Genomic DNA, 19,161 nt, shown 5'->3' with positions numbered 1-19,161 from the left:
TCACCGCTCCCGCTGACCGTACTGGAAGACGAATCCCACCGTCCCGGGGACCAGCACGCCGAGCCCGATCAGCAGCAGCCAGACGCCGAACACCACGCCCAGCCCGAACAGCGCCGCCCCCAGGGCACAGAGCACCGGGTAGAGGCTGTGCGGCGCGAAGAAGTCGAGCGGCCCGGCCCCTTCGACGACCTCGACGTCCTCGCGGTCCTGGAGCCGCTCGCCCCGCTTGACGTGCTGGGTCCAGCAGAACAGTGCCAGCAGGCCGGACATCAGGAAGGCGACGGTCAGCGCGACCGTCCCGGCCGGCTCGGCCGCGAGCCACCCGTACAGCGCACCCGTGACCGCGAAGAACGCCGCGACCGCGGCGAACAGCCGGCTCTCGGCTCTCATCGGCTGCCGGTCCCCTCGCGCGACTCCAGCGCCTCCATCGCGGCCCGCGAGTACTCGGGATGGTGGAGGTCGAAGGCCGGCGCCTCCGAACGGATGCGGGGCAGGGCGTGGAAGTTGTGCCGCGGCGGCGGGCAGGAGGTCACCCACTCCAGCGAGCGGCCGTACCCCCAGGGGTCGTCCACGGCGACCCGCCCGGCGTACCTGGCGGTGTGCCAGACGTTGTACAGGAACGGGAGCGTCGACAGCCCCAGGACGAACGAGCCGATCGACGAGACCGCGTTCAGGGTGGTGAACCCGTCGGACGGCAGGTAGTCCGCGTACCGCCTGGGCATGCCCTGCGCGCCGAGCCAGTGCTGGACCAGGAAGGTCGACTGGAAGCTCGGGAACAGCAGCCAGAAGTGCAGCTTGCCCCACCGCTCGTCGAGCATCCGGCCGGTCATCTTCGGCCACCAGAAGTAGAAGCCGGCGAAGGTCGCGAAGACCACCGTGCCGAACAGGACGTAGTGGAGGTGGGCCACGATGAAGTAGCTGTCGGTGACGTGGAAGTCGATCGGCGGCGCGGCGATCAGCACACCGGTGAGGCCGCCCAGCAGGAAGGTGACGAGGAATCCGATCGAGAAGAGCATCGGGGTCTCGAAGGAGAGCGAGCCGTAGCGCATCGTGCCGACCCAGTTGAAGAACTTCACCCCGGTCGGCACCGCGATCAGCAGCGAGGTCAGCGAGAAGAACGGCAGCAGCACCTGCCCGGTGGCGAACATGTGGTGCGCCCACACCACGGCCGAGAGCCCGGTGATCGCGATGGTCGCGCCGATGAGTCCGTAGTACCCGAAGACCGGCTTGCGGGAGAACACCGGGAGGATCTCCGAGACGATCCCGAAGAACGGCAGCGCCACGATGTACACCTCGGGGTGCCCGAAGAACCAGAACAGGTGCTGCCACAGGATCGCACCGCCGTTCGCCGGGTCGAAGACATGGGCGCCGAGCTTGCGGTCCGCCTCCAGCGCGAACAGGGCCGCGGTCAGCACCGGGAACGCCAACAGCGCCAGCACCGAGGTGAACAGGACGTTCCAGGTGAAGATCGGCATCCGGAACAGCGTCATCCCCGGTGCCCGCAGGCAGACGATCGTGGTGATGAAGTTGACCGATCCGAGGATCGTGCTCATCCCGGCCACCACCAGGCCCATGGCCCACAGGTCGCCGCCGGCTCCCGGGCTGCGCACCGCCCCGTTCAGCGGGGCATAGGCGAACCAGCCGAACGAGGCCGCCCCGTTGCTGGTGAGGAACCCGCTCACCACGATCAGCCCGCCGAACAGGAACACCCAGTAGGTGAAGGCGTTCAGGCGCGGGAAGGCGACGTCCGGTGCGCCGATCTGCAACGGCATCACCGCGTTGGCGAAACCGGCGAACGTCGGCGTCGCGAAGAGGAGCAGCATCAGGGTGCCGTGGATGGTGAACAGCTGGTTGTACCGGTCCCGGCTGACGAACTGCAGTCCGGGCTGCAGGAGTTCGGCCCGCATCAGTATCGCCAGGACCCCCGCGAAGAGGAAGAACCCGAACGCGGTCAGCAGGTACATGTTGCCGATGGTCTTGTGGTCGGTGGTGCGCAACCAGCCCAGGACCAACGACCCGGTCCGCACCGCCGGTCGCGGCCGTTCTCCGGTGGCGCCACCGTCCCGTCGGGCATCCAGCTGTTCTGCCATCCCATGCCTCTCTGCTGACGGGTGATCAGCGCTGCGTCGCCGATGAGCCGGGCGCACCTATGGAAGCACCAAAGCGGCGCGGGAGCGCGCAGCCGACTTCCTGCGCGTTGCGCCGACGGCAGCCGCCTCCCGGGCGGCGGGCGGCGAGGCGCCGGACGGCGGGCGGCGGACAGCGGGCGGCGGTGACCGCTCAGCCGGACGGGCGGCAGGGGATGTCCGAGGTCCGTGGGCGCGGCTTCGGCCGACGCCCCCGTGGCGCCGACCGTCCCGATGGTCACTGTCCGGCGACCGGCGGCGACCGACGGTTCCGTGTTTCGACCCGCCGATTCCGGGCAGCGGCTGGCCACCGACACATCAGGGAGGACCCCATGTCCACAGGGACCCTCATTGCGATCATCGTGCCTGTCGCGGTTGTTCTCATCCTGCTGGTCCTCGCGGTGTGGCAAGTCGTCCGCCGCCGCCGACTGCAGGAACGTTTCGGGCCCGAGTACGAGCGGACCGTGTACGGCTCGGAGAGCCGACTCGCGGCCGAGCGCGAGCTGCGCGCCCGCGAGCAGCGCCACGACCGGCTCGACATCCGACCACTGCCGCCCCCGGTCAGGGACCGCTACGCCGAGGACTGGACACGGGTGCAGCAACAGTTCGTGGACCGGCCGGGCGAGGCCGTCCAGCAGGCCGACCGGCTCGTGACCGTGGTCATGCGTGAACGCGGCTACCCGACGGAGGGCTACGAGCAGGAACTCCGGGACCTGTCCGTCGAGCACGGGCGCACCCTGGAACACTTCCGGGTCGCTCATGCGGTCAACGACCAGGCCGGACACGGCTCGGCGACCACCGAGGAGCTCCGGGGCGCGATGGTGCACTACCGCGCGCTCTTCGACGAACTGCTCGGGAACGGCCACGGCCGGACGGGCACCGGCGGTGCACGTCGCGTCCGGTAGCGCCGGGAACACCCCGGTGCCGAACCGGACGTGGGACGGTAAGACCGAGAAGAGGTAAGGCAGATGAAGTACCAGGACCGGATCGAGGACGAAGGACGCCTGACCACCGAGGACCTGGCCCGATCCCCCGAAGCCGACGAGGAGGAGTCGCGCAGCACGGCGCAGGGTGGCGCCGACCGGCAGGACGGCAGGCCGGTCTACCCCGGCGAAGCCACCGGCGGGGACCTGCGCAGCCCGGAGGGCGAGGAGCCGCCTGCCGAGGACGAGGCGGCCACAGCAGACACCGACGACAGGGCCGACAGGGGCGACAGGGGCGACAGGGCCGACGAGAGGGCCGGGGCCGACGGGGCGGGCAGGACGGACGCGGCAGACCGGACAGAGAGGACGGATCCGGCGGACCGGACGGACGAGGCTGCGGAGCGCGCTCCTGCGGCCGACGGCGAGCAGCCGCTGCTGTCGGAGAACGACGAGGACGAGCTCAGGACCCGCTGGCAGCAGATCCAGAACGACTTCGTCGACGACCCCCGGGAGGCGGTCCATGCGGCGGACCTCCTGGTCGCCGACCTGATGCAGCGGCTGGCCACCTCCTTCGCCGACCACAAACGGGGGCTGGAAGACCAGTGGAACCGCGGCGACGAGGTGCAGACCGAGGATCTGCGGCTGGCGCTCCAGCAGTACCGGTCGTTCTTCAACCGCCTGCTCAGCAGCTGAGTACGGCTCACGGGCGCACGGCGTGGTGGCACGGGCCGGCCCGCCACGCGCCCGCCAGCCCGCCAGCCCGCCAGCGGGCGAACCTCCTCCACGTCCTGCCGGGCTCACCCGCCAAGGAGTACGCCGAACGCCGGTTCCCGCACGAGCCGGTCAAGGCGCGCCCCCGCCAGGAGGTCACCGGCGCCTACCGGGCCCCGCCCTCCGACGGCGCCACGCGGTGCCGTGAGTGCGCCGGGCGGGCGCTCCCGGGCACGGCGGGCCGCCCGGCGCGGGCCTCGGTGGTTCACTGCCTGGTGACTGCCCGTTCGCACGACGGTCCGACCGCAGGAGTCCCATGACCTCCGACAGCACCGCCGCCCGCTCCCTGCCGTCCGGTCGTCGCTCCGCCGCGGCGACCGCGACCGTGGCCGCCGCCTTCTGGGCCGTCATGGTGGGCACCACCGTCCCCACTCCGCTCTACCCCCGGTACCAGGAGGCGTTCGGCTTCTCCGACCTGATGGTCACGGTTGCCTTCGCGGTCTACGCGCTCGGTGTGGTCCTCGGACTGCTCTGCTTCGGCTCCCTCTCCGACCGGCTCGGACGGCGCCCGGTCACCGCCGTTTCGCTGCTGCTGGCCGGAGCCGCCGCCGGGGCCTTCCTGGCCGCCGACGACCTGGTGGTCCTGCTGGTCGGGCGGGTGCTCTCCGGCGTGGCCGCCGCGCTGGTCACCGGCGCGGCGACCGCCCACCTCACCGAGCTGGCCGCGCCCGGCGAACAGGTCGGAGCGGGCCGGATCGCGCTGGCCGCCAACATGGGCGGCCTGGCCAGCGGCCCGCTGCTCGCCGGGAGCCTGGCCGAATGGGCACCCGCGCCGCTGCGGCTGGTCTGGATCGTCGTCGCCGCCCTCGTCCTGCTCACCCTGCTGCTCCTGACCACCGTCCCGGAGACCGTCAACCGGTGCTCGGGCCGGGGGCTGCCCGCCCCCGCGCTGCCCAGGGTGCCGGCCGAGATCCGGGTGCCCTTCGTGCGCTGTGCGCTGGCGGCCGGGGCCGGGTTCGCGGTCCTCGGCGTGCTCACCGCCACCACCGGGCTCTTCTTCGACCTGCTGCTGAAGCTCAGCGCCCCGACGCTGTCCGGGGCGACCGTCTCGCTGGCCTTCGTCTGCGTCGGCGCCGGCCAGCTCCTGGCCAGGGTGCTGACCCCCCGCCCGGTCCTGCCGATCGCCTGCCTGGGGCTGGTCGCGGCCGCCGTGCTGCTCGCCACCGCGATGCTCACCGCGTCCGCCGCGCCGTTGATCGCCGCCTCGGTGACCGTCGGGCTCTCCTCCGGCCTGGCCCTCGGCGACGGCATCGCACTGGTCACCAGGCGCACCGAACCGGCCGTACGGGGGCAGACGTTCTCGGCGCTGTTCGCGGTGATCTACGCGATGCTGGCGCTGCCCGCGATCGGCGTCGGCGTGCTGATCGGCCACATCGGGCTGCGCACCGCCGGAACGGTCTTCGCCGCCGCGGTGGCCGCACTCGCACTCGGTGTGCTGGCGAGTCTGCCGCGCGGCCGGTGATCCGCCCCGGGCCCGCACGCAACATGCAGCACGCAGCACGCCGGCGGGACTGCGGGCGTTGCCGCAGCGGGCCGCTCGGGCTCAACGTCCCTGCAGCGTCCTGACGTTGTCGCCGAACGTCCAGCCCTTCGACCCATCCCAGTTGATCGACCAGGTCATCAGTCCCTTGAGACCGTTGCCGTACTTGTTCCAGGCCTGCGAGACCAGGTTCGGCGCCAGGTATCCGCCACCGGCGCCCGGTTGGGCGGGCAGTCCCGGCGGCGCCCCCAGCAGGCGTGACGTCAGAGACCTGGTTGACACACTCACATCCCGGACCGTGACTGCCTGGAGACCCGTGCGGTTCGCCAAACCGTAGAATGGTCCAGACCTGCCGTCAATAGTCCTGACCCCGGCCGGGACACCGGAGCGAGCAGCGGTCCGCGATCCCGCGGGTTCACGCCGGAGCGCTCAGGACTGTGCCAACTCTACTGCGGTGGACTATCACTGACGGAGCGACAGGTCATTGCCTGGGAAACCGGGAAATGGCACGCCTTCGCGGCGGCGCCGTAGTATCCGCCGCAGCAGACCAGAAGGAGTTCTCGTGTCCATCCGCCAGAATCATCGAACGGCCCCGGCTGCCGCCTCCCTGACCGCCGTGCTGGCAGTCCTGGCGCTTCAGTGCGCCACCGGGACCTCGGCGCAGGCCCAGGCGGCCGGGCAACCGCACACCGTCACCGCCATGCCCGCGCCCGCGCCCGTCCCCACCGCCGCGCCCGCCGCCGACGGTCAGGGAGTCCAGGCACACCAGGTACGGATCACCGAGGGTCAGGTCCGTGAGGCCGGTCGGGGCAGCAGCATCCTCTACCCCAGCGTGACCAGTTGCCTGACCGTCACCGTCCGACTGCGGGGCGGCGGCCTGGTGGGTGCCCACGCCAGCCTGTTCCAGGTCCCCGGCGAGTACCGGTCGGACCGGATCCTCGCCGCCCTGCGGAAGCAGGTCGGGGACCGAGGCGTGAGCGCGGTGGAGGTCAGGGGCGCCGTCGGCGCCTGGGATCCCGGCTACCTGGTGAAGGCGATCGAGAGCTACGGTCCGAACGAGGAGGTGCCGTACCCCGTCGAACCCGACCCCGACGGGATCGCCCGGACCGTGGCACACGGTCTCGGCCAGCCCCGGGAGAAGGTCACGGTCGAGGACGTTCCCGACGGAGACATCACGGTCCGCTGATCGACCCACCGCGCCCGGCCGGAGCGGCCGACGCGGATCCGGGGCGGCCGGCGCGGACCCGGGGCGGCCTGGAGCGGCCTGGAGCGGCCGGGGCCGACACTCGAAGGCATCGACCCAGCCCTTCCCCAAATCTCTTGATGCTACTGGTACTTGACCGTCAGCCAGTGCTGCGCACCACTGTTGTTCGGGCTCCACAGCCATACCCGCTCACCGTTGTCCTGGCTGTGGACGTCGAGCACCTTGTTGATCCGCGAACCGGTCCAGTCCGCCACGATGTAGTTGCGCGCGCCTCCGCCCGAGGGCTGGAAGCGGAACGTCTGGTTGCTCCGGCCGTTGCACGACCAGACCTGGAGGTAGGTGCCGGTGTTGTAGTTGCCGCCGGGGACGTCGAGGCAGAGGCTCTGGTTGTACAGCGGGTGCAGCCGGTAGGAACCATCGGACCAGGGCTCGATCCACCACTTCTCGTTGTCGGTGGCGTTTCCGCCGGTGTCCCAGATGATCACCTGGGCCCCGCTGCCGCCGGCTCCCCTGACGTTCAGGAACTTGCCGCTCGCCGACTGGAACGAGAGCAGCTCCCACCCCCCGGAGAACGGACCGGCCGCCTGCGTCGCCGTACCGTCGGCGTGGGCCCGGGAGGGCTGCGCGAGGGGAACGGCGGCGAGGGCGAGGGCGGCAGCCGCGACGCCGAACCACCAGGTACGGCTCTGCTTCGACGAGGAACGTGACACGTCTCTTCTCCTTCGGTGCGCGGTGGGCGTCTTCTGTGCACGCGGGCGGGGCTCCGGTGCACGGGCAGGCGATCGGGACCGGACGGTGGGGTGGGGGCTCCGGGACGGCTGCAACCCGCCGGAACACGGCTGTAGGCATCACGGTGGCGGGCAGGCGTGTTCGGTGGAGGTGCCGCTGATTTCGCGTCAGTCGTACGGCGCTCCGGGGCGGCGCCCGTCCGGCGCCGGCCCCCGCAGCCGCCGCAGCCGGTGGACACGACAAGCATCCCCGCGCAGGACGGGAGCAAGGCCACTTCGTATCCGCACAACCCGCAAGTGCCCCCGCACGCCCCCTCCCCGCGCGACAGTCCCGGTTGGCACGTCAGCAGGAGGAAGCCGGCACGGGAGGGCACCCTGCCCACCCACGATCGGCTGCGCGCACCCACCGGACCGAGCCCGGATCCGGGCATCCCTGCCCCGGCGACACCGGGTCCGGCGACACCGGCCACCGGTCGGCGCCCGCAGGCGGGATTGCTGCCGATGGGTGACGATGGACTGCAATGTCCCGGAACTGAGATAGGCAGGTGCGGGCCATGAGTTCTTCATCCGGAATCCCGTCCGGCGCCGACCCCCACGACAACCGGCCGCAGGGCGCGGGCGGGCCGTACGGCACCGGACCGCTCCCGGGCGCGGGCGAGCCGGCCCGTAACGGCGCCGCGCACGGCACCGGTACGGCGGAGAGTGCCGGGCACTCGGACGGGCACGGCATCGACCCGTACGGCAGCGCGCTGGGCGCGCTCGCCAACGCCAGCTGGCAGGTGCTGCTGACCGCGGGCGTGGCAGCCGTCGCGCTCGGCGTCTTCGTCCTGGTGTGGCCGGGTGCGACGCTGTTCGTGGTCGGTGTCCTCTTCGGCATCTACCTGCTGATCAGCGGTGTGTTCCAGCTGACCGCGGCCTTCGGCCACCACGTGCCGGGCCACCTGCGTGCGCTGCACTTCATCAGCGGCGCGCTCTTCCTGCTCCTGGGCCTGATCTGCTTTCGAGGAGCCGCCGAGACGATCCTGCTGCTCGCGCTCTGGATCGGCTTCGGCTGGCTGCTGCGCGGCGTCATGCTGACCGCGGTCGCCATCTCCAGCCCGGCGATGCCGGCCCGCGGCTGGCAGGTGTTCCTCGGGGTGGTCACCGCGATCGCCGGTGTGGTGCTGATCGTCTCGCCGTTCCGCTCGATCGCGGCGCTCACCCTGGTGGCCGGTATCTGGCTGATCGTCCTGGGCCTGATCGAGATCGTCCATGCGATCCAGCTGCGCTCCCGGATCCGGAAGCTGGGCTCCGGCGCGGCGGCCGGCAACGGCACCCGGGTCCAGCCGCAGCCCCGTCCGCAGACGTAGCGAGGCGCTCCGGGCCGGACGAGGCCCACCGGGCCACCGGCTGACCATCCAGGTGCCGCATTCACCACAGGAGGTGAGTGCGGCACCTGAGTGGGAACAAGGAGAAAATGCCCGCTGCACGCGAAACGCCGACCCAAGCCGTCCGACGCCGCCTCAAGGAGCCCGTCGTCGTCCTGACGGTGCGCGCGACCGTGGCCGCCACGCTGTCCTACGCGGTCGCGGTGCACCTGAGCAGCGAACCGGCTCCGCTGACCGCGCCGCTGACCGCGCTGCTGGTCGTCCAGGTCACCCTCTACTCCACCCTGACCACGAGCATCCGCCGGGTGAACTCGGTCGTGGTCGGGGTGCTGATCGCCATCGGGTTCAGCTCGGTGATGGGGCTCTCCTGGTGGAGCCTGGGACTGATCATCCTCGCGTCGCTGACGATCGGGCACTTCGTGCGGGTCGACGAGTTCGTCAACGAGGTCGCGATCAGCGCGATGCTGGTGCTCGGGGTGACCCGGCTGGCCTCCCAGGCGTGGGACCGGGTGTTGGAGACCCTGATCGGGGCCGGAGTCGGCCTGCTCTTCAACTTCCTGTTCGCCCCGCCGGTGTGGGTGGACACGGCGGGCGAGTCGATCGAGGATCTCGCCCGCCGGACCCGCCACCTGCTGGTCCGCATCGCCGAGGAGCTGGGCGGCCCCACCCCGGTGGAACGCGCCGCCGCCCGGCTGCACGAGGCCCGCCGCCTCGACCAGGCCATCGCCGACGTCGACGGCGCGCTGCGCCAGGCCGAGGACAGCCTGCGCCTGAACCCGCGGATCCGGGAGGGCCAGCTCTCCAGTCTGGTGCTGCGGACCGGTCTGGACACCCTTGAGATCTGCGTGGTCGTCGTACGGGTGATGGCCCGTTCGCTCACCGACCTGGCCAAACGCCGCGACCGGGACGAGGACCTCTTCCCGCCGCAGGTGGCCCTGGCCCTGGAGGAGCTGCTGGTGCACGTCGGCGGGGCGCTGGTCAGTTTCGCCGTACTGGTGACCACCCAGGTGAGCCACAGCGCCGAGGAGGCGGAGGACCGGCTGGCCGCCGAACTGTCCGCCGCCAGGGACAGCCGTGACACGGTGGCCCAGATGCTGCTGCGGCAGGTCCAGGAACACCCCCACGCCTGGCAGCTGCACGGTTCGCTGCTCGCCGAGATCGACCGGATCCTGGACGAGTTGGACCTTGAGCACCGGTCCCGACGCCTCATGGAGGAGCTGGACCGGGCCTCCGTGGCGAACCGCCAGCGGTTCGAGTGGCTGGAGGGGTTCCGGAGCCTGGCGCGCGGCGAACGTTGGCGACGCCGGCGCCGCGCGAAGCGGGCACCGGCGGAGGCCGGCGCCGGCGGAAGCTAGTGCCGCATCAGACCACGTTCGCCCCGCTCGCTCCGCGCGTCCGACCGGCGCCACTCGTTGGGTTGATCGGGCAGGATGTTCGCATGGAGACATGGCGGATTGAGGCATTGATCAAGCTCGTGCTGGATTCTGCAGCGCGTGAGGATGAGCGGGTGGACGCCGCCATGTACCTGTGCGAGAGCGATGACCCTCGTGTCCGTGCGGCACTGGTTCAGGTCTGCTGCGACCAGGGGGTCGGGTACTCGCTGACTGCGGCCTGTGCGGGTGAGTCCCTGGGGGAGATCGCCGCACGGACCGCCCCGCTCACGGCGGAGGAACTGGCGCTCTTCCGTGGAGAAGCGCTGAGGGAGTACCGCACCTCGTACGAGCAGTTCATCGGCGTCGGCAATGGCGCGGTCGTGGGCTGAACCCTGCTCGGTGCCCATCCGGGTGAGCATCCGTCAAGCTGGTCACGTGGCCGAACGAGTACGCGTGCGCACGATCGATGACGACGAGGGACGACGGTTGCTGCGGATTGTCCGCAGGGGCACGGGGTCGGTGGTGACCTGGCACCAGGGGCCTCCTGTTGCGCGGTTGGATTCGACACCCACGAGCTGTGCGGGAGGCCCACTTTCATGCCCTGCCGACCAGAAGATCACCCAACCGAGCCAGCAGACTCGAACTCACGCCCACGAAGTTCGATAGAGCAAGGGCTGGTTACACAGAGTCAGTCCTGCAGGTCTTCCATCCGGTCCAGGAGGGTAGCCAGCATTACGGAGCGTCCCTCTTCCACACGAGTCACCAGCTCTCGTAGCCGCCGCATGTCCTCCTGGCCCAAGGCAGTGCCAAGGCCCTGGGTACGAAGCGCTTCACCCACAGCAAAGCCAGCCGCATCCAGCGAGATGACGATGCCTGGGTGGCCTTGAAATGGGCTCTGCCGGCGTCGGCGAGGCCACCTCCATCGGCGTGAGCGCTGCAACCCGCGCATGGCCTCCTCGCTGCTGGGGGACTGCGGGAGGCCGAATCCGTCGATCGTGGACGTGTCCGCCGCATCCGTGACGGCGTTTCGTGCCACTTGCCAGCCGGCCATGAACTCGTCTCTGGAGTCTGGCCGGCCAGACTCCAGACCTTCCACCGCGTCCGACAGGTACTTCAGCGCCTCCCGGGTGCTCTTGCGCAAGGCGATAAGCCGACGCATCTCCTCCTCGGCACGCGAGCGTCGTCGGATGCGTTCCGCCGTTCTGGTCTGAAGCGCTGACGAGAACATGGTGGCCCCCGCTCCCAATACGGCTCCCCCGAGCACGCCGATCAGACCGAAGAGCTCTGCACTGTCTGCCATACGGGCATCCTCACGGATGGGTGGCCACGTGTCAGGGCCTTCGCAAAGTTGAGGGCGGCAGGCCACGCCGGTACGGGCAGTCTCGGGGGGCTCAGACTCCCCTCCTCCTGCTCGCACGCCGCCGACGTCGTCGGCGACTTCGTGCCCGCGTTGGAATGGTTCTTGGGTAACTCGGCCGCACTGTCGCCAGCCGCCATCACCAGGCTGACCACCTCGATGGGGTCGTGGCTGCGGTCCCTGCGGACATCAGTGCGGACCGCGACGCGGCACTGCGGTCCTTCGGCAACGCAGTAGGGGAGGCACAGCACGCGGGCCCCCGGGACCGCTTTCCGCAGACGGTGCCATCCGGCTCGCGCCAACCCGGTTCGCGGCCCGGGTGAGCTCCAGCAGCGTGCCCGGGTGTCGGTGGGACGGCAGGTCATTGTGCGAAACGGTGTCGCCGGATGAGTTGTACGTGTCACTGTGTCTGTCTGTGACGACGGCAACACGTTCGGGGGAGGCTTGGTGGCTGCCTACAGGAAAACCGACGGCATAGGGACGCAGCAAGCTGTGTTCGTGGGCCCGCACCAGTTGCTGCGGCCGTTGGGCGAGGGTGGGATGGGGGCGGTGTACCTGGCCCGCTCACCCGGGCTGAGACTGCTCGCGGTGAAGGTGATCAGGGCTGAGTACGCCGAGGACCCGCAGTTCCAGCGACGCTTCCGGCAGGAGGTCGAGGCCGCGCGGCGGGTAACCGGCTTTCACACGCCACCCGTGGTGGACGCGGAACCGCGCGGTCGTCGGCCCTGGATGGCCACGTCCTACTTACCCGCGCCGGACCTCGGCGAGGTGGTCCTGCGGTTCGGCACCCTCGGCGAGACGGGAACACGGGCCCTGGGAGCGGCCCTCGCCGAGGCGTTGGCCGCGATCCACGCGGCCGGGTTGGTGCACCGTGACCTCAAACCGGGCAATGTGCTCATCGCGCGGGACGGTCCGCGCGTCATCGACTTCGGGATCAGCCGCGCCTTCGACGCCGCACACCTAACCCGGACCGGCATGGTGTGCGGCACACCCGGCTACGTCGCCCCCGAACGCATCGTCGCCGACTCCGCCACCACCGGCGCGGCCGACGTGTTCTCGCTCGGCTGCCTACTGGTGTACGCACTCACCGGCCGCACGCCGTTCGGCGACGGTGAACCCGCACACGTCAACCACCGGGTCGTGTACGAGGAGCCAGACCTCTCCGGAGTGCCCGCCTCGCTGCTCCCCCTGGTGGCCTCCTGCCTGGCCAAGGACCCCGCCCAGCGGCCCACCGTGACGGCCGTGCTGGGCGCACTGGCCCCAGCCGATCCTGCGGCACTGCTGAGCCCGTGGCTGCTCGCCGACCTCGACGCCCGGGAGCGGCAGGCTGAGGCCGACCGGGGCGCGCCGCAGGCCGATCCGCCCGCGCTGCCCGTGCGCAAGTGGCAGTCGCTCACCCGCCGCGGCCTGCTCGGTCTCGGGGCCGGGATCGGCGCGGTGGCGGCCTGCTCGGTCGGCGTACCGCTGCTGCTCCAGCGGCGCACGCAGGCGGCGAGCAACAGCGCGACGGTGGGGCAGGCCTCGAACCCCTGGGGTGCCACCGCCAAGCAACCGAGCCCGATGCCGGGCGGGCCCGCCCCGGTGTGGACCCAGTCGCTGTCGGGCCTGATGGAGGCGCAGATCTCACTGCTCGGCCCCACCGTGGCCTGGTGGGCGGAGGGACAGGGCGCCTTCGGCTACGACACGTCGACTGGACGTCAACTCTGGTCCTCGACACCGGATTTCCAGGCCGTCGAGGAATCAGGCGGCCTGCTGTACGCGCCGTCGGCGGACCTGCAGACCCTGACGTGGCTGGATTCGGCGGGCTCCAGCCACAGCAGCCCGCTCGGCTCGACCGTCCCCGCCGCGCAGCGGACGTACGCCCAGATGAGCTTGCGGGTGCTCGGCGCTCAGGGCCCGGTGGTGGTGTTGGCCTTCCAGACCGTGGAGGAGGGCGGCGGGGTGATCGCCGGGGTCGAGCTCGGCACCGGCCGTGACGTGTGGCGGCACACGATCACCCAGACGGATGCGGTCTCCACAGCACGCTCCGAGGAGCGGATTTTGAGCGGCTCCGGCAGCAACTTGGGCCTGGTTGCCGACGGTCGCTGCTACTACCAGGACAGCGGCGTCACCTACGCGGTCGACCTGGCCACCGGGAAGATCCTTTGGCAGGCCGCCGGCACCGCGTCGGGAAACGGCGCCCCGCCCTATCGGCTCGTGCGGACCGCCGACCTGCTGCTCGTCGTGCACGGTCAGACGGTCCTCGCCTTGGACGAGGCGAGCGGGAAACAGCGCTGGACCTCCCCGACCGTCCCCGAGGTCGCCATGGGCTGTGCGCTGGGCACGGGCAGGCTACTGCTGGCCGGGGCATTTGGCACCGCATACTGCCTGGACACCGCGACCGGCAAGGGACTGTGGCACACCACCGTCGCGGCGACCACCCCTACCAGCGCCGTCACCTCCTTCCGGGCCCCGTCTGCGGGCGACGGGTTCTTCGCCGTCCCCGTCGTTCAACAGGCCTCCGGTGTGGCCGTGCTGAGTGCTGCCGACGGTGCGATCCGCTGGATGGCGCGCGGCGCCGCCGCCGAGAACGTGTGGACCACCACCGCCTCGGGGCAGATGGTCTACTGCGCTTCCTCCACCACGCTGCGCGCCTACCGGGTGAGTGCGTGAGCGCCGAGACCATCGGCCCCTACCGGATCCTACGGCGCCTCGGCGCGGGAGGCATGGGCGACGTCCACCTGGGCATCACCGAGAGCGGTCGCCCAGTCGCAGTCAAAACCGTGCAGAAGCAGTACGCGGCCGACACTGAGTTCCGGCGGCGGTTCGCCCAGGAGGTGAACGTGGCCCGGCTGGTCGGCGGGGCCTGCACTGCGGCCGTGGTGGACGCCGACACCGAGGCCGAACTGCCCTGGCTGGCCACCGAGTTCGTGGCCGGTCCCTCACTGCAGCAGGCCGTGGCGCGACACGGGAAGATGGACGGCGCCGCGCTGCAGGTGCTGGGCGCGGGCCTGGTCGAAGCACTCGGTGCGATCCACCGGGCCGGGATCATCCATCGCGACCTCAACCCCTCCAACATCCTGCTCACCCGCGACGGACCCAGGGTCATCGACTTCGGGATCAGCAAGCCGGCCAACGACGCGACGCTGACCGCGACGGGCGGGATCATCGGCACCCCCGGCTTCATGTCGCCTGAGCACGCCGCGGGCAAGGAACTCACTCCGGCCAGCGACCTGTTCTCGCTCGGCGCGGTGCTGGCCTTCGCCGCGACTGGGGAGCCGCCCTTCGGCGACGGGCCCGCCGCGGTTCTGCTGTACCGCTCGGCCGAGGAGCCGCCACATCTGAACGGTGCACCGGAGGAGCTGATCGACCTTCTGGTGCGTTGTCTGAACAAGGAGCCGGGCCGGCGGCCCCAACCGGCCGAGCTCACCGAGGCGTTTCGGCAGGGACCAGCTGTCGGTACCGCCTGGCTAGGCGGGGCTGAGCGCAGCGTTCGGCAGCGCGAGCGCGAGCTGCGGCAGGCTCTAGACGACCCCAACGGCACCCGGCGGCAGCTGCTGCTGCTCGGCGGCACTCTGCTGGCCACAGCGGCCGCGGGCGGGACTAGCTGGGGCCTGTGGCAGGGCTCGGCCGAGCCGGGCGACCTGCCCCGTCGCACCTGGACGGCGACGCTACCCCGCTCCGGGATGACACCGCTGGCCCGCGGGGCCCAAATGGTGGTGTGCGCCGACCGCACCGGCGTGGTCAGCTACGACCGCTCCATGGGACGGAAGTTGTGGAGCACATCCGACGCACAGGGCGCGCTCTCGACCAGTGACGGCAGCCGGGTCTGGACGGTGGGATCGGAAGGCAGCGTCCAGGCGTACGACGCACGCAGCGGCACCCGGCTATGGCGCGCGGTCAGTGCCGTACCCGACGCACAGGCCGTCTCTCAGCCGTTGCCGGGACTGCTGCTGGTGACCGACGCCGCAGGTGCGCTCCACGCCTTCGATGCGGTCAAGGGCGTTGCACGCTGGACGACTTCGGCGTTCGGCTCCTCGTACCGCACCCAAGCCGTGGCCTCGGCGGGCCTGCTGGTCCTGGAGTTCCCGAGCGCCTCTGTAGGCGACGACATACACTTCACCGCGCTCGACAGCGCGACCGGCAGGCAGCGGTGGACGGCCGACGCCCAGGACCTGTACGCGCCGCCGGGCGGCAGCCTGCTGTACGCGCTCACCTCCGACCTACGGGTGGCGGCACTCAACGCGCGCGCCGGAACGACGTCCTGGAGCCGACCGAGCGGGCTGCCCTCACCCGAGGCCACGATGACCCTGCACGCGTACGCCGGCTCGCTCTCGCTCCAGCAGGGCGTGCTGGCCTGCCTGCCGCCCGTGTCGTCGTCCGGCTCCGTCGGACGGATCGCCCTCGCGGGCTTCGCCCCTGCGGACGGCACCCGGCTGTGGAACGGCACCCGCTCCGACACCATCACCGGTCAGGCCAGCGCCGCAGGCGTGCTTGCACTCGGCGGGGTGAACGAGGTGACCGGCCTCGCCTTGCGGGCCGGCCGGACCGTCTGGACCTGGCGCTCCGCGCACGGCACCGCCACCGTGCAGTCCGCCACCGCGAATCTCTTTCTGGTCACGGCACCCACTGCTACCGGGGGTATCACCCTGCTAGCGCTCGACGCGGGCAGCGGCTCTTCCCGGTGGCACCAGGATTTCGCCCGGCAGCAGGGAGATCCCCACCTGCTGATGCAGGACTCGACTCTGCTACTCGGCTACGGCAGCGATCTGACGGCATACCGACTCCCGAACACGTGAGGCCCGCCCATGGACATGGAAGACACGCCGGCCACGCTTCCCGACCAGGCCGACCTGCGGCCCGCCGGGCCCGCCCGACGCTGGACCTGGCTGCTCGGCGGCGTGGCGGGCGGCGCCGGCGGCGCCGCGCTCGTACTCGGCCTGACAGCGGCACTCACCAGCCCGCCAGCCACGGTCGCCGCTGGCTCCGCTGCTCCGACCCCGAGCGTCTCCTCCACCGCGAGCCCCGCTGCCAGCGCCACCGCCAGCCCCACGGCTCTCTACACCCACCTGGCCGACGGCTGCTCGCTGTTGCGCCCCGAAACCGTCACCACGTACGCGCCCGGCACGACGTGCCAGGCCCACGTAGCCGAACCGGGCGCCGTGACCTCGGGCGCGATTTGGCACTCCAGCATGCCCAGCACCAGCTTCACCTACCTCGTCGTTGGCGCCCAACTCCACTCGGACAACGACTCCGCCTACCAACAACTGCTCGCCACCGACCGGTCGATGTTGCCCGCCTCCGGCCAGAAGTTGATCGATGACCGTCCAGTGAACGGCCTCGGTGACAAGGCCACCATCCTCTACAGCACCAGCTCCGGCATTGGCCAGGTGAACCTCGTCGTACTGCAGCACAATGCCATGGTCACCATCGAGTACGAGGCGACCACCATGTCCAGCTACGGCATGCGCTCTGTCCCTCAATCCACTGCCGAGTCCGCCGCGATCACCTGCGCCCGCGACGCGCTGGCCACACTCAGCTAGCTAGCTAGATCGCGAAGCGGACGAGCAACTGGCGGCCGTCATCGACAGATTCGACGGGCCGCTTCCGTGCGGGGGAGCGGCTACGGCGCTAGCCTCTACCGTCGGCTGCTGGTAGCACCGCCGTGGATGCCCTCGACCACGAGTGGGCCACCCTGACACTCCGGAGTGGCCACCCTCCGGGCCACCGGATTGGCTGCCTCCGATGCCGTCGACCACGTCCTCGGCTACAGCTCTCCCCAACAAGCCGAAGATAAGCAATAAGTTGGTCGAGCGTCGGGCACTGTAGTCATCGAGGAGTTGGCCACGATCAAGCCCGGATCTGCCGAATCATCCAACCGAGGAGTCCTGGGCTGGCAGGATGGCCGGACCGGTAGTTGACGCCGGTGCTGGACGAGGAGCATGTGTGGGACCGCATGCGATCAACGATCGCTTCCTGCTGGTGGGAGACAGCGCGCGCAGCGGCGGTCTGTCGAAGGTGCGCAAGGCCGTTGACACGGCAAATAGCGACAGTGACAGGCAGTTCGCGGCGATCAAGTTACTCAAGCGGCGCGACGACGAAATCATCAAGGTCTTCCTGGAACGGGAGACCGCCGCACTCAAAGCTGTCGAGCACCCTCATATCGTGCGGATGCTGGAGTCGGGCTGGGACCCGGTTCTGGAGCGGTACTACATCGCCCTGGAGTGGGTGGAGCGCAGCCTGAAGGACGATCTACAGGCTCGTCGGCTGGGACGCCTACTTCGAGAAGATCGTGTCACCACCTTGTAACAGTCAGCGATGATCAAGGAGCGGCACAGGATCGGGCCCACCGGCCGGGACCGCGCGGCGAAACCCCGGACGGGGCATCGCTCCGGGTGAGAGGTTCGCCTGTTCGGCTCAGCGAGGATGACGGCCAGGAGACGGCGCCCGGAGACCTTCCTACCGTTGGACCCCGGGAGGCTGCATCCCCGCGGAGCCCGGCCGAGGACCTCTCGCCCGTCGGCCATCGCTCACGCCGAACCCGACAGTCGACTTCCACCGTGACCACGCAGAGTCCGGGTCGAAGGAGATGAAGGACATGAACACCACGCGCACCGCCCGCACGCCCGCGACACCCGCACTGAACGGGTGCCGGACATCACGCCGCCGCCTTCGGGCACGGATCGGGCTCGCCGCGACCGCCACGGCCCTGTCGCTGCTGCCGATCGCCCCGTCCACCGCCAGCGCGGCACCCCACCTCCCGCTCACACAGATCGTGCGGGAGGCCAAGGTGAAGGCGCAGCAGGAGCACCCCGGCTCGCAGTTCTACGACGCGGACGCCGTCCTGCTGACACCCACGACCAACCCCAATGACGTCCAGGCCTGGTGGATCCGCTTCCGGGCCAAGGACTCGGAGCCGTCCTTCGAGTACAAGTACTCGACCACCGGTCAGTACCAGAGCACGCAGCCGTGGAGCGTCCCGATCGGGATCCAGGCCATCTCCCCGTTCACCATGACGGAGGTCCAGGCCCACGATCTGGCCGTCAAGGCCGGGCACACCGGCGCGTTCAAGCCCCTGTACCTCAATGAGCCCGTCGTGCAGAACCCGCATCCCACCTACTACTTCTGCATTCCCAGCGAGGGCAGGACGGTGGCGGTGGACACCGTGACGGGCCACGTCACCACGCCGTGGTCGTGCTAGTGACCACGGTGTGAGCCCTGTTCGGTGGCCGTCACCCAGCGGGGGTGACGGCCATCGGCGGCTGGCGACCCTTGCCCTCCGCCGACGGCGGCAACGGCGGTGCCGGCACGGGCGGCGCGGGCGGCGGGGGCCTGTTCGGCGGTGGCGGCGGTGCCAGCCTCAACGGCCTGACCACTCCGTTCGGGAGCGCGGGCGGTGGCGGCGGCGGTTCGTCCCTCGTCCCCGCCGGCGGCACCGGCCCCACGGTGACCAGCGCCGCCGCGGGCATCACCATCAGCTACCCCACGCCGGGCAAGCCGGTGACGACACGCCTGATCCCGCTGCCCAAGCAGTCCCGGCTCGGCCGGCCGGTGGTGATCGACGACCTGGTCTGCCCGGTCCCCGGTACGGGGGCCACGACCCCGCCCACCGGCACCGTGACGCTCACCGACACCACGACCGGCACGGTCCTGGGCACGGTGCGCCTGGTCCTCACCCTCGGAAACTGCGCCGCCGGGGGCGCGTCACCTTCTTCCGGACCACCAGCCCGCACGTCATCACGGCCGTCTACAGCGGCGACTCGGTCTACCAGGGCAACAGCGGGAACCCCGAGACCACCACGGTGACGGTAACCCCCTGAGAACCCCGCCGGCGCGGCGGCCCCGCTGCGAGG

At 70.7% G+C, this 19,161-nt stretch carries 17 protein-coding genes and 2 pseudogenes; 14 read left to right on the top strand and 5 right to left on the bottom strand.

What is annotated here, in order from left to right; translation table 11 throughout:
• Together ACFC1R_RS29860 and ctaD are read right to left on the bottom strand one after the other, a co-directional pair.
• Entirely contained in the window at positions 1-390 is a 390-nt protein-coding gene (locus ACFC1R_RS29860) for a cytochrome c oxidase subunit 4 (protein ID WP_375943842.1), read from the bottom strand.
• A complete protein-coding gene (gene ctaD, locus ACFC1R_RS29855) occupies positions 387-2,090 on the bottom strand; it encodes a cytochrome c oxidase subunit I (protein ID WP_375943840.1) in 1,704 nt (567 codons plus the stop codon). Before ctaD ends, ACFC1R_RS29860 begins: the two co-directional genes overlap by 4 nt.
• A 368-nt stretch (positions 2,091-2,458) precedes the next feature.
• On the opposite strand from ctaD, the gene ACFC1R_RS29850 reads away from it, so the two are divergent.
• The 3 genes from ACFC1R_RS29850 (at position 2,459) to ACFC1R_RS29840 (ending at position 5,282) form a co-directional block, all read left to right on the top strand.
• Positions 2,459-3,031 (top strand): hypothetical protein, encoded by a 573-nt coding sequence (locus ACFC1R_RS29850; RefSeq protein ID WP_375943838.1) that lies wholly within the window; start codon positions 2,459-2,461, stop codon positions 3,029-3,031.
• Between the two features lie 63 nt (positions 3,032-3,094).
• Positions 3,095-3,742, top strand: a complete 648-nt coding sequence (locus tag ACFC1R_RS29845; protein WP_375943836.1) for a hypothetical protein — start codon at positions 3,095-3,097, stop codon at positions 3,740-3,742.
• Between the two features lie 334 nt (positions 3,743-4,076).
• Positions 4,077-5,282 (top strand): MFS transporter, encoded by a 1,206-nt coding sequence (locus ACFC1R_RS29840; RefSeq protein WP_375943834.1) that lies wholly within the window; start codon positions 4,077-4,079, stop codon positions 5,280-5,282.
• A gap of 81 nt (positions 5,283-5,363) precedes the next feature.
• On the opposite strand, the pseudogene ACFC1R_RS29835 reads toward ACFC1R_RS29840, so the two are convergent.
• A pseudogene (locus ACFC1R_RS29835) lies at positions 5,364-5,540 on the bottom strand (chitinase); the annotation flags it as partial.
• 322 nt (positions 5,541-5,862) lie between these two features.
• Here ACFC1R_RS29835 and ACFC1R_RS29830 point away from each other — a divergent pair.
• Positions 5,863-6,486 (top strand): hypothetical protein, encoded by a 624-nt coding sequence (locus ACFC1R_RS29830; RefSeq protein WP_375943832.1) that lies wholly within the window; start codon positions 5,863-5,865, stop codon positions 6,484-6,486.
• Between the two features lie 140 nt (positions 6,487-6,626).
• Here ACFC1R_RS29830 and ACFC1R_RS29825 read toward each other — a convergent pair whose 3' ends face one another.
• Positions 6,627-7,214, bottom strand: a complete 588-nt coding sequence (locus ACFC1R_RS29825) for an RICIN domain-containing protein (protein WP_375943830.1) — start codon at positions 7,212-7,214, stop codon at positions 6,627-6,629.
• Positions 7,215-7,786: 572 nt separating this feature from the next.
• Between ACFC1R_RS29825 and ACFC1R_RS29820 the strand changes: the two genes are divergently transcribed.
• The 4 genes and pseudogenes from ACFC1R_RS29820 to ACFC1R_RS29805 form a co-directional block, all read left to right on the top strand.
• Positions 7,787-8,581 carry an HdeD family acid-resistance protein gene (locus ACFC1R_RS29820; RefSeq protein WP_375943828.1) on the top strand — a complete coding sequence of 265 codons (795 nt, stop codon included), beginning with the start codon at positions 7,787-7,789 and terminating at the stop codon, positions 8,579-8,581.
• A 107-nt stretch (positions 8,582-8,688) separates the two neighbouring features.
• A complete protein-coding gene (locus ACFC1R_RS29815) occupies positions 8,689-9,954 on the top strand; it encodes an aromatic acid exporter family protein (protein ID WP_375943826.1) in 1,266 nt (421 codons plus the stop codon).
• Between the two features lie 152 nt (positions 9,955-10,106).
• Entirely contained in the window at positions 10,107-10,361 is a 255-nt protein-coding gene (locus tag ACFC1R_RS29810; RefSeq protein WP_375943825.1) for a hypothetical protein, read from the top strand.
• Positions 10,362-10,407: 46 nt separating this feature from the next.
• Positions 10,408-10,521 (top strand): annotated as a pseudogene (locus ACFC1R_RS29805) (IS630 family transposase); the annotation flags it as partial.
• A gap of 139 nt (positions 10,522-10,660) precedes the next feature.
• Here ACFC1R_RS29805 and ACFC1R_RS29800 read toward each other — a convergent pair.
• A complete protein-coding gene (locus ACFC1R_RS29800; RefSeq protein ID WP_375943823.1) occupies positions 10,661-11,272 on the bottom strand; it encodes a hypothetical protein in 612 nt (203 codons plus the stop codon).
• Positions 11,273-11,776: 504 nt separating this feature from the next.
• Between ACFC1R_RS29800 and ACFC1R_RS29795 the strand changes: the two genes are divergently transcribed.
• From ACFC1R_RS29795 to ACFC1R_RS29770, 6 genes are all read left to right on the top strand, one after another.
• Positions 11,777-13,981 (top strand): PQQ-binding-like beta-propeller repeat protein, encoded by a 2,205-nt coding sequence (locus ACFC1R_RS29795; RefSeq protein WP_375943821.1) that lies wholly within the window; start codon positions 11,777-11,779, stop codon positions 13,979-13,981.
• Positions 13,978-16,107 (top strand): PQQ-binding-like beta-propeller repeat protein, encoded by a 2,130-nt coding sequence (locus ACFC1R_RS29790; RefSeq protein ID WP_375943820.1) that lies wholly within the window; start codon positions 13,978-13,980, stop codon positions 16,105-16,107. The genes ACFC1R_RS29795 and ACFC1R_RS29790 overlap by 4 nt, the downstream gene beginning before the upstream one ends.
• 9 nt (positions 16,108-16,116) lie before the next feature.
• The gene (locus ACFC1R_RS29785; protein ID WP_375943819.1) at positions 16,117-16,851 is read left to right on the top strand and encodes a hypothetical protein; all 735 of its coding nucleotides are present in this window, start codon (positions 16,117-16,119) and stop codon (positions 16,849-16,851) included.
• A 403-nt stretch (positions 16,852-17,254) separates the two neighbouring features.
• The gene (locus ACFC1R_RS29780; protein WP_375943818.1) at positions 17,255-17,617 is read left to right on the top strand and encodes a hypothetical protein; all 363 of its coding nucleotides are present in this window, start codon (positions 17,255-17,257) and stop codon (positions 17,615-17,617) included.
• 289 nt (positions 17,618-17,906) lie between these two features.
• Positions 17,907-18,509, top strand: a complete 603-nt coding sequence (locus tag ACFC1R_RS29775; protein ID WP_156178863.1) for a hypothetical protein — start codon at positions 17,907-17,909, stop codon at positions 18,507-18,509.
• Positions 18,510-18,553: 44 nt separating this feature from the next.
• Positions 18,554-19,114 carry a hypothetical protein gene (locus tag ACFC1R_RS29770; protein ID WP_375943816.1) on the top strand — a complete coding sequence of 187 codons (561 nt, stop codon included), beginning with the start codon at positions 18,554-18,556 and terminating at the stop codon, positions 19,112-19,114.
• The last annotated feature ends 47 nt before the right edge of the window (positions 19,115-19,161 follow it).

Source organism: Kitasatospora sp. NPDC056138 (assembly GCF_042264695.1).
Lineage (GTDB): Bacteria > Actinomycetota > Actinomycetes > Streptomycetales > Streptomycetaceae > Kitasatospora.
Note: the sequence above shows the minus strand (reverse complement) of the source record. Positions and strands in the feature narration are given on the sequence as shown.

Excerpts from the sequence above, each read along its gene's own strand:
- ACFC1R_RS29815 (WP_375943826.1), top strand. The coding sequence starts at position 8,689 with ATGCCCGCTGCACGCGAAACGCCGACCCAAGCCGTCCGACGCCGCCTC.
- ACFC1R_RS29850 (WP_375943838.1), top strand. The coding sequence starts at position 2,459 with ATGTCCACAGGGACCCTCATTGCGATCATCGTGCCTGTCGCGGTTGTT.
- ACFC1R_RS29820 (WP_375943828.1), top strand. The coding sequence starts at position 7,787 with ATGAGTTCTTCATCCGGAATCCCGTCCGGCGCCGACCCCCACGACAAC.
- ACFC1R_RS29775 (WP_156178863.1), top strand. The coding sequence starts at position 17,907 with ATGAACACCACGCGCACCGCCCGCACGCCCGCGACACCCGCACTGAAC.
- ACFC1R_RS29800 (WP_375943823.1), bottom strand. The coding sequence starts at position 11,272 with ATGGCAGACAGTGCAGAGCTCTTCGGTCTGATCGGCGTGCTCGGGGGA.
- ctaD (WP_375943840.1), bottom strand. The coding sequence starts at position 2,090 with ATGGCAGAACAGCTGGATGCCCGACGGGACGGTGGCGCCACCGGAGAA.
- ACFC1R_RS29785 (WP_375943819.1), top strand. The coding sequence starts at position 16,117 with ATGGACATGGAAGACACGCCGGCCACGCTTCCCGACCAGGCCGACCTG.
- ACFC1R_RS29845 (WP_375943836.1), top strand. The coding sequence starts at position 3,095 with ATGAAGTACCAGGACCGGATCGAGGACGAAGGACGCCTGACCACCGAG.
- ACFC1R_RS29860 (WP_375943842.1), bottom strand. The coding sequence starts at position 390 with ATGAGAGCCGAGAGCCGGCTGTTCGCCGCGGTCGCGGCGTTCTTCGCG.
- ACFC1R_RS29840 (WP_375943834.1), top strand. The coding sequence starts at position 4,077 with ATGACCTCCGACAGCACCGCCGCCCGCTCCCTGCCGTCCGGTCGTCGC.